At 37.4% G+C, this 14,489-nt stretch carries 12 protein-coding genes and 1 riboswitch; of the genes, 6 read left to right on the top strand and 6 right to left on the bottom strand.

Annotated features, from left to right (window positions below; all coding sequences use genetic code 11):
- Positions 1–3 precede the first annotated feature (3 nt).
- The 5 genes from GH715_RS00155 to GH715_RS00175 all read left to right on the top strand — a co-directional run bounded on the left by GH715_RS00155 (position 4) and on the right by GH715_RS00175 (position 5,679).
- Positions 4–1,767, top strand: coding sequence for a cache domain-containing sensor histidine kinase (locus tag GH715_RS00155; RefSeq protein ID WP_153833848.1), 1,764 nt, complete (start codon positions 4–6; stop codon positions 1,765–1,767).
- Positions 1,768–1,963: 196 nt separating this feature from the next.
- Positions 1,964–3,262: an ABC transporter substrate-binding protein gene (locus GH715_RS00160; RefSeq protein ID WP_153833847.1), complete on the top strand. Its 1,299-nt coding sequence runs from the start codon at positions 1,964–1,966 to the stop codon at positions 3,260–3,262.
- A gap of 103 nt (positions 3,263–3,365) precedes the next feature.
- A complete protein-coding gene (locus GH715_RS00165) occupies positions 3,366–4,274 on the top strand; it encodes a carbohydrate ABC transporter permease (RefSeq protein ID WP_153833846.1) in 909 nt (302 codons plus the stop codon).
- A complete protein-coding gene (locus GH715_RS00170) occupies positions 4,271–5,098 on the top strand; it encodes a carbohydrate ABC transporter permease (protein ID WP_153833845.1) in 828 nt (275 codons plus the stop codon). The genes GH715_RS00165 and GH715_RS00170 overlap by 4 nt, the downstream gene beginning before the upstream one ends.
- Positions 5,099–5,271: 173 nt before the next feature.
- Positions 5,272–5,679 carry a VOC family protein gene (locus tag GH715_RS00175; protein WP_153833844.1) on the top strand — a complete coding sequence of 136 codons (408 nt, stop codon included), beginning with the start codon at positions 5,272–5,274 and terminating at the stop codon, positions 5,677–5,679.
- 10 nt (positions 5,680–5,689) lie between these two features.
- Here the strand turns inward: GH715_RS00175 and GH715_RS00180 are convergent, their stop codons facing one another.
- Together GH715_RS00180 and ade are read right to left on the bottom strand one after the other, a co-directional pair.
- A complete protein-coding gene (locus GH715_RS00180) occupies positions 5,690–7,132 on the bottom strand; it encodes an RNA-guided endonuclease InsQ/TnpB family protein (RefSeq protein WP_153833843.1) in 1,443 nt (480 codons plus the stop codon).
- A 350-nt stretch (positions 7,133–7,482) separates the two neighbouring features.
- A complete protein-coding gene (ade, locus tag GH715_RS00190; RefSeq protein WP_153833842.1) occupies positions 7,483–9,252 on the bottom strand; it encodes an adenine deaminase in 1,770 nt (589 codons plus the stop codon).
- Between the two features lie 35 nt (positions 9,253–9,287).
- A riboswitch (purine riboswitch) is annotated at positions 9,288–9,389 on the bottom strand.
- 83 nt (positions 9,390–9,472) lie between these two features.
- Between ade and GH715_RS00195 the strand changes: the two genes are divergently transcribed.
- Positions 9,473–10,096 carry a YesL family protein gene (locus GH715_RS00195; protein ID WP_153833841.1) on the top strand — a complete coding sequence of 208 codons (624 nt, stop codon included), beginning with the start codon at positions 9,473–9,475 and terminating at the stop codon, positions 10,094–10,096.
- A 647-nt stretch (positions 10,097–10,743) separates the two neighbouring features.
- Here the strand turns inward: GH715_RS00195 and GH715_RS00200 are convergent.
- From GH715_RS00200 to GH715_RS00215, 4 genes are all read right to left on the bottom strand, one after another.
- The gene (locus GH715_RS00200) at positions 10,744–11,172 is read right to left on the bottom strand and encodes a CBS domain-containing protein (protein WP_153833840.1); all 429 of its coding nucleotides are present in this window, start codon (positions 11,170–11,172) and stop codon (positions 10,744–10,746) included.
- Positions 11,173–11,260: 88 nt separating this feature from the next.
- Positions 11,261–12,070 carry a carbohydrate ABC transporter permease gene (locus tag GH715_RS00205; protein WP_390308067.1) on the bottom strand — a complete coding sequence of 270 codons (810 nt, stop codon included), beginning with the start codon at positions 12,068–12,070 and terminating at the stop codon, positions 11,261–11,263.
- A gap of 72 nt (positions 12,071–12,142) precedes the next feature.
- The gene (locus GH715_RS00210) at positions 12,143–13,021 is read right to left on the bottom strand and encodes a carbohydrate ABC transporter permease (RefSeq protein ID WP_153833838.1); all 879 of its coding nucleotides are present in this window, start codon (positions 13,019–13,021) and stop codon (positions 12,143–12,145) included.
- 135 nt (positions 13,022–13,156) lie between these two features.
- Positions 13,157–14,485, bottom strand: coding sequence for an extracellular solute-binding protein (locus tag GH715_RS00215; protein ID WP_153833837.1), 1,329 nt, complete (start codon positions 14,483–14,485; stop codon positions 13,157–13,159).
- Between the last annotated feature and the right edge of the window lie 4 nt (positions 14,486–14,489).

Here is a 14,489-nt window from a genome sequence, read left to right on the forward strand (position 1 = left end):
CTAATGAGGAAGTTTATCCGTATTATACAGGCAAATAATCTATTTATGAAGATTTTCTTAGTCATGGCAATCAGTATCATCGCCGTATCGTTATCGATCACCTACAGCAGCATTCGTATGTCGAGTAATTTATTTATCGATACATTCAGCATCACCAATTCTAAAATTATGAATCAAATCACCGAAAGAATTAATTCTTTTACGGATTCGATTGTGTCAGCCTCACTGGAGGTCGATACAAATGGAACCATCAAACAATTGCTTCAGGAAGAGCAGGAAAATGCTATTGACAAATCCATATTCTATTATCATATGACTAAGGAAATGGATCGGATTTATGCGGAAGTAGATCCTAATGATGCTAATATGATTATTATGAGCAACAATCAGGACATTTTTAATATGAGATACGTTAAATGGCAAGTTGATGGAGAAAAATTAGCTAATCATGAAATGATAGATCGTGTAGAAGCTAGTCCTAATGACATCGTGTATCAATTTGAAGAATCAGAGGTTACCAATGGTGTTCCGATGATCATTGCTTCCAAAGCCTTAAAATTACGATCAGACTATATATATGGTTATTTATTTTTTTCACTAACGGAAAGAGACTTGAAGAAATTCTATGAAAGTTATACAGGTGCTGGAAATAACGTAATGTTAGTATCACCAAGTGGCCAAATTATCTCTAGTAACCAAGAAAAAATGATCGGTGAATCATCTCCAGAATTGTTAGACTATGCGAAGAGTTTTGACGATAAAAATTCAGAATACCGAAGAGTAGATATTTTTGATCAGAACTACATTCTCCTTTCCGAGTATATACCTAGCCTTGATATTTATCTTGTCAATTTGATTGATCAGGAAATCATTGCTGAAAATGTCATCGATACTAGTGAAATTGTCTTGATTAGCATCGCTATTGTCAGTTTGGCAGTTCTTGTTGCCTTCTTAATATTGCGTAAGATGACCGTATCCATTAGTCAACTTGTTCATCAAATTTCAGATATGGCCAGGTATCAATTTAATAAACCATTAAAAGAAACAGGCGGATATGAAACAAGAAAAATAGCAAAGGCCTTCAATTATATGTTAAATGAACTGCAAGATTATGTTCAAATTTTGATGAATACACAAGAGAAACAAAGAAAAGCAGAATTAGAAACTTTGCAGCATCAAATTAATCCGCATTTTATCTATAATACATTAGCTTCTATTAAATTTATGATTCGACAAGAGAAAAAGGAAAAAGCAGCTGAAACCATTGATTCCTTTATTGCATTGATTCAAAACTCTTTAAGCAATATCGAGGAAACGATAACTGTTGAACAGGAATTAGTGAACCTCAAAAATTATGTGCAAATTAATCAAGCAAGATATGGTGATCGAATACAGGTCAATTATTTGGTAGCACCTAACTGTCTGCATCTTTATTTACCTAAGCTAGTTATTCAACCGTTTATCGAGAATGCTTTCTTTCATGCGTTTACAAAGAAAAAAACTGGTTTCATTCAAATACTAATTGCACAAAAAGAAGATTCGCTTATATGTGAAATTATTGATAATGGTGATGGCATGATACCAGAGCGGTTAGACAACAAAACCATCAAATCAAAACAGAAAAGACAACTGTTCAGTGGTATAGGTGTAAAAAATGTGCATGAGAGAATTCAATTATTGTATGGAAAAGATTATGGCGTAGAAATAGAAAGTGAGCCAGCAAAAGGAACAAAAGTAAACATTAAGCTACCTGTTAGAGAATTATAATCCAAAAACCATCTACCTAAAAAAATTACAAAATCTAAAATAATTTATAATAAAATTCGTGGAAATTATTCATTCTAAAAATAGTTTCATTTTTTGCTAAAGATCTTTCAAGAGGTCTTTAGTCTTTTTTTGGTACACTTACATTACATCGTTGAAAGCGATTTCAACAATACACAAATTTTGAGGGGGTTTTAAAATGAGAGAAAAATTATCTGCAAAGTTTTGGCTATTAATCATGGCAATTTTAACAGCTATGGTGTTAGCAGCATGCTCTGGTGGTGATGACGGAGGCGGCGATGAAACGACGGAAGGGAATGCTGAAGGCATCACTGCATGGGCATGGGATGTAAATTTTAATATTGCGGCTTTAGAACTTGCTTTGGAACATTATGATAATGAAGATTTCGATATGGAGATTATCGAAAATGCACAAGATGATATTGTACAACGACTTAATACCGGCTTAAGTTCCGGAACGATGAATGGTATGCCAAACATCGTATTAATCGAAGACCAACGTGCACAAAGCTTTTTGCAATCTTATCCAGATGCTTTCTATCCGATAGGTGATTATTTTAATACAGAAGATTTTGCTGACTACAAATTAGCTCCAACAAGCTTTGATGGCAAACAATATGGGCTTCCATTTGATACAGGTGTAACAGGTTTCTTCTATCGTACCGATTATCTTGAAGAAGCAGGATATACACATGATGATCTAGTAGATATCACTTGGCAAGAATATGTGGAAATTGCTAAAGATGTAAAAGACAAAACTGGGCAAGCAATGCTTTCTCTTGACCCTAATGATTTAGGTATTTTACGTGTGATGATGCAAAGCACAGGCACATGGTACACAACAGAAGATGGAACCATTCAACTTGAAGGTAATGAACCATTAAAAATGGCTTTAGAAAACTATAAAGAATTAATGGATAATGATGTTGTTAAATTAAACTCTGACTGGAGTCAATACCTAGCAGCATTTAACAGCGGTGATGTTGCATCTGTTCCTGCTGGTAACTGGATTGCACCTAGTATTGAAGCTGAGGAATCACAGGCAGGACTGTGGCGAGTAGCACCTACACCTCGTTTAGACATGGAAGGTGCAGTAAATGCATCAAACCAAGGTGGTAGTTCATTCTACGTATTAAATATCGATGGTAAAGAAGAAGCCGCTGAATTCTTAGGTGAAACGTTTGGTTCTGACGTTGAATTCTATCAAGACTTAGTCCAAGAAATTGGAGCAATCGGTACATTCATTCCGGCTTCTGAAGGGGATGCATACCAATTCGAAAATGAATTCTTTAATAATCAACAAGTAGTATATGATTTCTCTCAATGGATGGAGGAAATTCCACAAGTTGATTACGGAATGAACACGTACGGTATTGAAGATATCTTATCAGCAGAAATTCAACAATACTTGGATGGTAAAAGTCTAGAAGACGTACTATCAGATGCACAAGCACAAGCTGAAAATCAGTTTAAATAAGTAGAGTAAAGCCTTGGGAATCAGCTCGTCCCTTATTACCCAAGGCTTTCTTTTTCCTTATGAATAGTAGTATCAAAGACTCGTTATGAGGAGGGGGATAATTATGAGTCAAGCTTCTAGTCCAACATATCAAAGAACATTTACTCAGCGATTGAGAAAAAATTATATCGGTTGGCTTTTTATCATTTTATCCGTATTAGGAATTTCTCTTTTCTATTTTTACCCAATGGTTCAAGCATTTTTGTTGTCCTTGCAATCAGGTATGGGCTCGACCTTGGAATACGTTGGTTTCGATAACTATGTAAGATTATTTAATGATCCGACTTTTATTACTGCTTTAACTAATACCATATTATACTTGTTGGTACAAGTCCCTTTAATGATTGTTTTAGCTTTAGTATTTTCCGTGTTATTAAATGACCCTACATTGAAATTCAAAGGCTTTTTTCGTACTGCGATCTTTCTACCAGCTGTTACTTCCCTTGTAGCATATGCGGTTATTTTTAAATATTTATTCGGTAATGATGGATTAGTGAACGATTTCCTCTTAAGTATGAATATAATTTCGTCTCCTATCGCATGGTTGTCTGATCCGTTTTGGGCGAAAATAACCATCATCTTAGCCATCACTTGGAGATGGACTGGTTACAATATGATTTTCTATCTATCTGCTCTGCAGAATGTAGATAAATCCATGTATGAAGCAGCCAAAATTGATGGTGCGTCTGCTATGCAACAGTTTTTCTTTATAACAATACCTCTATTAAAACCAATCATTTTGTTTACTTCTATCGTATCAACCATTGGGACTTTGCAATTGTTTGATGAGGTAATGAATATAACAAGTGGCGGACCTGGTAACTCCACTATGACGATTTCCATGTATATTTATAACTTATCCTTTGAATATACACCAGACTTTGGATATGCAGCTACTGTTTCATACGTCGTTTTGATCTTAGTTGTCATCCTATCCTTTATTCAATTTAGAGTGGCAGGTGATCGAGATTGAAAAAGTTAAAACGAGTTTTCACTTATCTATTTTTAAGTGTTGCAGCAATTGTGTCTATTTTCCCTTTCTTATGGATGTTAGTAAGTATGACGAACAAGTCAGTTGATGTAACAGCTGGGCGGTTAATTCCTGGTACTCATTTTATTGAGAACTTAAAAAACCTCCTTGATCAGACACAAATTGGTATAGCCTTATGGAATTCATTTGTGATCGCCATTATTACAACGGTTTTAACACTATTAATCGGCTCATTAGCTGGTTATGGTTTTGAAATTTTTCGATCAAAAGGTAAAGACATCGTTTTTAATATTTTGGTTTTATCGATGATGATTCCCTTTGCTGCGATTATGATTCCGTTGTACCGTTTGTTTGGAAGGATTTCTGCTGATGCACCGCTGATCGGTTTGGATACGTTAGCAGCAGCTTTCCTACCGACGATTATTACAGCCTTTTTCATTTTCTTCTTTAGACAGAATACGAAAATGTTTGCGAGAGAGTTGGTAGAGGCAGGAAGAATTGATGGTTTGAGTGAATGGGGTATCTTTTTCCGAATTTATATGCCGACAATGAAAACAACGTATGCGGCAGCAGCGATTATCGCATTTATGAATAGCTGGAATAACTATCTTTGGCCATTAGTTGTGCTTCAATCTCCGAATAAGCAAACTATACCATTGTTAATCTCCAACCTTGGATCAGGGTACACACCTGACTATGGAGTAATCATGACAGCGATCGTTATTGCAACACTCCCTACGGCACTTGTATTCTTCCTCATGCAGAGACACTTTGTTGCTGGTATGATGGGGTCTGTGAAAGGATAAAGAAAAATTCAAAGTTTGATAAAACCCTGTATTAATACAGGGTTTTTCTTTTAGCCTCTAAACCTCAGTTGTATCATTCAAATTTTGATTAAAGAGGAAAGGCTATAAAGCAATCCAGGAGAAATTCCTAAGAAACATATGTGATAAAATTTGGCCAATAGGGGGTTTGAGCTATGAAAATCCATAGAATAGATCATGTGGGTATAATTGTAAATGATCTTCCTGCCACTAAAGCCTTTTTTCTTGACCTTGGACTTGAAGTACCAGGGGAAACAGAAGTCAATGGCGAGTGGGTGGAACGAATAATTGGGCTTAATGACGTTAGAGAGACGGTTGTAATGTTAGGGATGCCAGAAGGACAAGCAACGGTGGAACTGGTCAAATTCCATACGCCGACAGATGAGAAAGGAATTCAACAATCTTCTGCAAACATCTTGGGGATACGGCATATTGCATTTGCTGTTGAAGATATTGAAGCTGTTGTTGCCAAATTAAAAAAGAATGGTGCGGAACTTGTTGGTGAAATACAAAACTACAAAAACGCTTATGAACCTCTCATCACTAAAGTGACGAGTTTCTAATGTATCAACTTCAACCGATGCTTAACATTAGTGGGCGGGACACGACGCCCTCTATCCCCTCGGCAAAAGCGTTAGGGACTACTTTTCTTATGATATTTCCCGCTGCGTTCACATCAGCGTGGATGCAAGTGTTCTCTTTGGTCCGATATAACCCTCGTTTTACTCTGCGACCACAAAATCTAACCTTCGCTGGAACACCCTTTTCATAGGTGGGTAATTCATCCATGTCTACCAAACTTGCTTTTGATGTGTAACTTTCTTCTTGTCGGTGCACCTGGATGCCGTACGCTTCCGCTTTGTACTCTATCATACGAATCAGCATGGTATGGGGGAGCGTTTGAAAGTGTTGCTTGTCCTGCTTACGAAGGCTCACTTTCTGCTTCCATCCCTTATTTACCCCGATGACAATCGTGCTGACTTTGCGGGCCAGTGCTAACTGAACGATTTGGAAACTTGCTTTATGGAAGGCGTCTTTTATCTTAAAGAAACGTTTTTGGTCTAGTCGCTGCAATCGTTTACTTTGGAAGGAACCTTCTTTTGGTCCCTGCCCGTGTCGTAAAACACGGTAATAATGGGCACGTTGCTTGTTATAATATTGGTTGATACTTTTCACTGTTTGGCCCTTGATAATGACAGGTGAGGAACCTGTATTATCGACAATGGTTGCCAAACCATGAATACCGAGGTCTATACCCATGATATGTTGTTCTTCCAGCTCTACAAACTCTTTGTCTTTCTCTTCCTCTTTCTTGATCACCAATTCTACCGTATACTCGCCATAGCTCGGAATAATTCTAACTTGTTGTAATGGCCCTTTAAGACCCAATTTTCCGATATTTAGTCTTTCTTTCGTTTGAGGAAACCGGAGGTATTTATCGTCCTTCACCTTACATACCTGATTGGAAAAAATACAAGCTATTCTTCCATTCTTCGGGGCATACTTAGGGATTTTTGGTCTTCCGATATATTGGTGAGGATGGACTTGATAATCTTTCAGACTGGCAAAATAAGCCTTCCAATTTTGATACACCAGTCTCATGACTTGTTGATTGACTTGACCAGGTAATGCCAGGTAATCCTCATTCTCTGACACTTTAAATAAGCTGTCTAAAAAGGCATAAGAGGGCCATTTTTGTTGGGCACATGGAAACTCAAATAACACAGCATCTTGGATCTCTTTGCGTTGCTCCACGGGCTTTTTTAATTCTTTTTGCCGTTTCTTCTCTACCGTTTTTCTTTTGATGGCATTCATTTGTGGAAGGTGTTGGTCGATGAGGTCAAAAACTTCTTGTTGTAGTGGTTGAAGGTTTTTTCCTTCACCAAAAGCGGTAAAAATTTGACGGATGTGAAAGTTAGTGGCATTGTAAAGATTTTTCGCTAAAAAAGTGAGTTGGTCACAATAAGTATAGAGCCGATGCCCTTTTTTAATGCGAATCTGTTGCGTACGGTACATATACCTCACCTCTCCTTTTTTTTAGAAGCACCCAACAAACGCACACGTATGTTCTCTGTTTATTATTATATACCAGAACAAATGATCTGTCAAAACCGTTCACCATTCATCTCATCACTAAAGTAACAAGTTTTCTGGTGAACATTTATAAATTATGCTACGTTCGTGGGCCGGAGGGAATTATTTTAGAGTTAGCGGAACAACTCAAATAAATTTTCAAGAGCACTCTGTAAAACAAACTGGTGCAATTATGGAAAATTACAAGGGTTCAATGCAATAATATGCAGCCAGTTTATTGGCTGCATATCTATTTTCATTGATTATTGATCTACGCTACAACTGGTACGATATCAAGTTTCTGATCCCTTAACTACTTCTATTAATTCAAATTTCGTAACATCAACTAGTCCACGATTGGAGATTCTGACTTCCGGAATTACTGGTAAAGCAATCAGTGAAAAGGTCATAAATGGAGCATTAATAGTACAACCTAATTGTTGCCATGCTTTTTCTAATGCTCTCACTTGTTCGACTACGGTTTCTATTGGCTGATCAGACATCAAGCCTGCGATTGGCATTGGAACATGTGCCAGTACTTCGCCATCTTCCACAACAATCATGCCACCACCAGATTCAGCTAATTTGTTGGCTGCGATAGCCATATCTTCCTGATTGACTCCCATTACTAATAAATTATGGCTATCATGTGCTACTGTGGAGGCAACAGCACCCGATTTCAACCCAAAACCTTGAGTAAAGCCTAATGAAATTTGACCAGTCCCTTTATGACGTTCAATACATGCTAACTGTATAATATCCTGTTCCAGGTCGATTTTGACTACACCGTCATCTACAGGCAAAGTTGCGGTCATTTTTTCCGTTCTTGCACTATTTTCAATTATTCGAATACCATTGACTTCTACGCGCCCTTGTTGATCTGTAGGGAGCATAAAATCTTCAGGCTGTAATACTCTTTGTAATTTTACCGTGTCTTTCGCATGAGCAGGATAATCATACCCAGGGATTTCTTTGACAAGCTCTCGGTCGGAAACTATCACTTCACCATTAGTAATTACTGTAGACGATTCAACATGTGTTAGATCGTCCAACAAAATGATATCAGCTATTTTGCCTGGGGATATGCTGCCATACTGCTTATCGATTTGAAAATACCGGGCAACATTGATCGTAGCCATTTGAATGGCCTCGACAGGATCAACACCTTCTTCGATTGCGCGGCGAACAACATGATTGAGCTGTCCTTTTTCTACTAATGTTTCTGGATAAATATCATCTGTTACTAACGAAACATTAGCAGAATCGATTCTGTCTTCCGTGATGATTTTGATTACTTCTTTCACATCTTGCCAAGCAGAACCTTCGCGAATCATAATATGCATGCCTAATCTTGCTTTCTCTAACGCCTGTTCTTTTGCAACCGTTTCATGGCAGGAATCGACACCAGAGGCAATATAAGCTTGCAGCATGCCATTAGTTCCATCGGGAAAGTGGCCAGTAACTGTTTTGCCTGCAGCAATCGTTGCTTCTATTTCATTAATCATTTTAGGGTCATTATAAACGACACCGGGAAAGTTCATTACTTCACCTAAACCGATAACACCGTCCCATTTTAACCCTTCTTCAATATCCTTTTCATTTAAATTTGCACCAGCATCTTCGAGGTCATTCGTGGCAGGAACACAGGAAGGAAACGTAGTAAATACCTTTAATGGTAGGCTTCTTCCTTCTTCATGCATCAGTTTTACACCTTCCGTGCCTAGTACATTAGCGATTTCATGCGGATCCATAAATATTGCCGTTGTTCCTTTCTTCAAGGCTGCTTTCGCAAATTCAGTAACAGAAAGCATCGTACTTTCAACATGCATATGTCCGTCCATAAACCCTGGTGACACGTATTTACCTGTAGCATCCACTACTTTTGTTTCCGGTCCAATTAAATGGTCCGCCTTCCCAATCGATGCAATACGTTTTGCTTTTATCGCAATATCTACATCATGCTGTAACTCTCTTGTCATGACATTGACTAATGTTCCATTTTGAATAACTAGGTCTGCAGCTGTTTCACCTAAAGCTACCTTTCTTAGTAATGCTCTGCTCATTATAAATTCTCCTCTCGATATTTTTACATGCTATATGGAGGAGTTACCTCACACATAGTTTAGCGATTTACGGTCGCTAAGTAGAAACGCTTATGCCATATTCCTAAGCTTATACATGTTTTCACTATATTACGTCTGAAACCGTTTTACAGTCAATGTTTTTCTTTGCTGAACAGTATGGTAAAATATAAAGTAAGACTATGATGCTAGGGGAATAAGTATGCGCAACTCACTATTTGCAGCAACAGAATGGATCACCAGGTTTGCTTATGTTAATATTTTATGGATGGCTTTTATATTAGTTGGGCTGATTATTTTTGGTATCTTTCCCGCAACTGTTGCAATGTTTACCTTAATAAGGCAATGGATAATGGGAAATATGGAAAGCCCAGTTTTTAAAACTTTTTGGAATACATATAAAAAGGAATTTTTGAGAAGTAACCTATTTGGATTAGTTTTTTATCTGATTAGTCTGTTATTCTATATAAACCTCCAATTTATGGAGATCAATCAGGGTGGTTTTTATGACATTGTCAAAATTCCTTTATACATTTTTATGTTAGCGATCTCCATAACATTGATTTACGTTATCCCAACTTATGTTCACTTTGAATTACGATTTATTGATGTTTGGAAGAATGCGTTTCTAGTAATGCTAATCCATCCATTGCATAATATATCGATGGTAATCGGATCTGCCGCGGTCTTATACGTCATGTGGATGTTTCCCGGGTCTTTATTTTTCTTTGGTGGAAGTTTAGTGGGCTATATTATGATGGGTACATGTTATCATGCCTTCAAAAGAGTTGCAGCAAAAAAAGAGAAATTAGCAGAAAACAATTGACCGTTTTATCGTCAATTGTTTTTTTATAGAAATGTTTATCATGATACAGATAATCCATAAACTGCGAAGTAAAGTTTCTCTCTTCCATTCTTCCCTTGTAGAGTGCTGACAAACCGCTCCGGCAGAATACTGCGCTTTCCGTGGGCTCCGCTTCAGCTAACTTTGCAAAGAAAATCACTTTGCAAAGTGGATCTTCAGCTCTCGCTGTCCCACAGGAGTCTCCGTATTCTGCCTACGCTATTTTTGTTCTCTGATTATAGAAAGAAATGAACTCATGGCTTTTAGTGCTAATCGGTTGTAAATGGCTCTTTAGCATAGTCGTACCCTCTATGCTACAAATGGAGGGGAAATCGACGGTTGTTTTCACATTAGTGTTGCGGAGCATATCTTAACGAAGGCCGCCCACTTTCACTCCTGTGGGAATTGTTTGACCTGAAGATCCACTTTTTCGAGCGGTTTTGGCTCGAAAAAGTTAGCTGAAGGGCAAACCCCACGGAAAGGGAAGTGGGCAGCCGGAGTGGTAGTTATCATCACGATATATTTCAAAATTATCGCTTAGGTGAACGTACATCTAATTACCACATTACTTCGCAGTATTGTATCAAGTACGAATAAGACCGGTCGATTATGACCGGTCTTTAGGGCGATTATTGTAATTCTGTATACTCTGAAATGTCTTCCAATGCTTGTCCTGCTGCCTCGTCTGACATTTTATCTAATGATAAGTCTCCCAATGATATGATTCCTGTTAATTGACCATTTGTTACGACAGGGAGACGACGAATTTGATGTTCAGCCATTGTTTGGCTTGCTTCCTGAAGGCTAACATCAGGAGATATATAATACAAATGTTCACTCATTACTTCCTGTACGCTTGCTGAACCATCTTTGTTATCAGCATAGCCTCTAATAACTAAATCACGGTCCGTTACCATTCCTAATAATTCCTTATTATCACCGCAAACAGGAATAGCCCCCACATTTCGTTGTTTCATCAATTCTGCCGCTTGGGCTAATGAATCATCCGGTTTACAGAATGATACATTCTGTTCCATAATGTCTCTTACTGTTTTCAATCAGAAAACCTCCTTTGTAATAAGTCATCATGGAGTAGTATTACCATCTTTATTAAATAATTGCACAAAAAGTTATACTTTTTGCTTCTTACCCTTTAACAGATCCAGCAGCAATACCTTCAACAATACGATTACTCAAGATTAAGAAAGCAATCAATATTGGGATGATACTAATCATTAACGTTGCACCAATCGCACCCCAGTCTGTCAAGTATTGACCGATGAAGTTTTGGATACCAACTGTCAATGTTTTAAACTTATCAGAACTAATGAACGTGTTAACAAAAATAAATTCGTTCCAGTTGTAAATCATATTAATAATAGCGGTGGTTGCTAGAACTGGTGTTGTCATCGGTAACGTAATCTGGAAAAAGATACGGTGAATCGAACAACCGTCCACTACCGCTGCTTCTTCAATTTCACGTGGTAATGTGTAATAGAAGCCTAGTAAAATCATAATTGTTAACGGTAAGTTAAATGCCGTATAAGATAAAATAATCGATAACGGGTGATCAATTAAGTTCAAATCTAAGAAAAAGGCGAACAACGGTATAATCGCTGAATGGATCGGAACCATTAACCCTACCATAAAGAGACCTAGTACCAGCTTGTTCAATTTCCAATTCATTCTTGTGATCGCAAAGGTTACAAAGCTTGCTAATAAAATAGTTAGTAGGACTGATACAACTGTAATCCATACACTGTTAAAGAAGTATAAATTGATATTACCGTCTGTCCACACTCTGACATAGTTTTCCCACTTAGGCTCCTGTGGTAAGGCGAACGGTGACATGCCAAATACTTCTGCATTACTTTTCAATGAAAACTGAAATAACCAAACGAGTGGATATATTTGAAAAACAGCGACAATAGCTAAACCGACATAAAGTACGGCCATACCAACTTTGGTTAGTATATTAGTTTTGCCTGCTGTGTTTTGAGTCTGAGCCATCTCTGTTCCTTCCCTCCGTTAATATTGAATTTCATCTTCAGATGCTGTTAATTTACGTGTTATCCATGTAACTATAAGCGTGATTAATAGTAGGAAAAAGGCAATAGCACTACCATAACCAAAATCGAAAGTATCAAACGCTTTTTTGTACATATAAGATGCGATAACTTCACTGGCACCGTTTGGACCTCCGCCAGTCATTACATAAATAAGGTCAAAGTATTTCAATGAGCCAACAATTGCTAGTACAACCGTAACTTTAATGACACCTGAAATAAGTGGCACCTTAATTTTATAAGCAATTTGGATAGGATTAGCCCCATCAATTTTAGCTGCCTCCACTAAGGATTCCGGGATTCCTTTCAAAGCAGCATAGTAAATAATGATATAAAAACCTGCATACTGCCAAAGTATCGCTACAAAAATTGCATACAAAACTAAATTGGTGTCTGCTAGCCATGCAGGTGGATTTTCAACCCCCACCAACGTTAAAAAGCTGTTTAGCATCCCATTATTCGGGTCATAAATCTTCACCCATAGTTGCGCAATCGCAACGGAAGATAAAAGCATGGGAATTAAATAAATTTTTCTTAACAAATCAGACCCTTTAATTTTCCCTGCTAATATTAATGAAATAGCTAAATATGGCACTAAACTTAATGTTGAGAAAAAAGCTAATAAAAATGAGTGTTTAGCACTTTGCCAAAATTGTCCATCTTGAATTAATTGCGTGTAATTCTCCAAACCGACAAATGTCATTGCACCGATACCATCCCAGTCCATCAATCCATAATAACCGGTTATCAGAATCGGACCATAAATTAATGCAACGATCAATATGAACGCTGGCAATACATATAAAGCAATGACTGCTTTGTTGGACATCACTTTGTTCATGGTTATTGCTCCTTTATGTCTAAGATAAAAACATGAAATCAATCCATGTATTCTTCTCGCTATTAGTTCGTATTTTTGAAAGTTAGAAAAAGGACATATTTCAACTTTAAATATGCCCTTTTTTCGTTTTGTTGTTTATTCTTCAGCGGCTAACGCGTCTTCTTGCTGTTTTGCAAATTCTTCTGGTGTGATTGCTTTACCGAATAGCGCCTGAATACTGTCTAAGTGTACATCAGCTACACCAGCACTCATTTGAACATCTGCATATAATGTTAAGTTTGACGCTTCATTTAAGTCATTTAGGATATCAATATACATTTGTGGTAAATCTAAACCTTCTGTATCTACTACTGTTGCCGGAATAACACCAGCGTCAGTAACTGAGCGTTCTCCCCATTTCTCTACAAAGAACGTCACAAATTCTTTTGCTTCTTCTTTAACATCTGAGTTCTCTGCTACAAATAAACCAACACCAGGACCACCTACATAGCTGTTAATATCTCCTTCTCCACCTTCAACAGTAGGGAATTTTGTATATTCAACAGAATCTCTAAATTCTTGTGGGTTGTCTTCGTTAGTTGTCCATTCTGGCAGATCCCATGTAGCCATTAAATACATTGCTGCTTGTTCGTTAATGAAGTAACCTTTCGCTTCATCATTACCTAAGCCATTAAAGCCATTGATAAATGCTCCCATATCAACAAGCTCTTGAATTTCCTCCGCAGCTTTAATTAGAGCCGGATCTTCAAAACTTCCTGTTCTGTTAATGGCATTGTTTAATACTTCTGGCCCACCAATACGGTCTGCTAAATACATGTACCACATAGAACCTGTCCAGCGGTCTTTGTTACCTAATGCAACTGGTGTTACACCATTATCAGCTAATGTTTGGATCACTTCTTTTAATTCTTCAAATGTTTCCGGTACTTCTACACCGTTTTCATCAAAGATTCTTTTGTTATAGTAGAGTGGTGTAATGTTTAACTCTAAAGGTAAACCATATGTTACATCGTCAATTGCATACGCTTCTGCTGTACCAGCAACAAATTTATCTTTAAGTGGTCCTTCTAAAATATCGTCAAGCGGCGCAAACATATTACCGCTTACATATGGATCCAAGAACCCTGCTGCCCATGTCATACCTACGTCAGGTAACTCATTAGAAGTAGATAATACTTTTAATTTTTCCTTATATTGTTCGTTACCTAGAATCTCAACATCTACTGTAACGTCTGGATGATCTGATTCGAATTCGTCGATAATACTATTAACAATTTCATGGTGTTGTTTTGAACTTCCTTCAGGCCATAAGTGCATAAACTCAATCGTCTTAGCTGAATCGCTTTCATTTTCACCCGAAGATGCATTCTCTTCAGATTCTTCTTCATTTCCACCGCATGCTGCAAGCGCAAACATTAAAACTAAAGCAAAAGAAAATAATACTTTATGCCACGCATTTTTCATTTGT

The organism is Gracilibacillus thailandensis (assembly GCF_010994055.1).
GTDB lineage: Bacteria > Bacillota > Bacilli > Bacillales > Amphibacillaceae > Gracilibacillus > Gracilibacillus lacisalsi.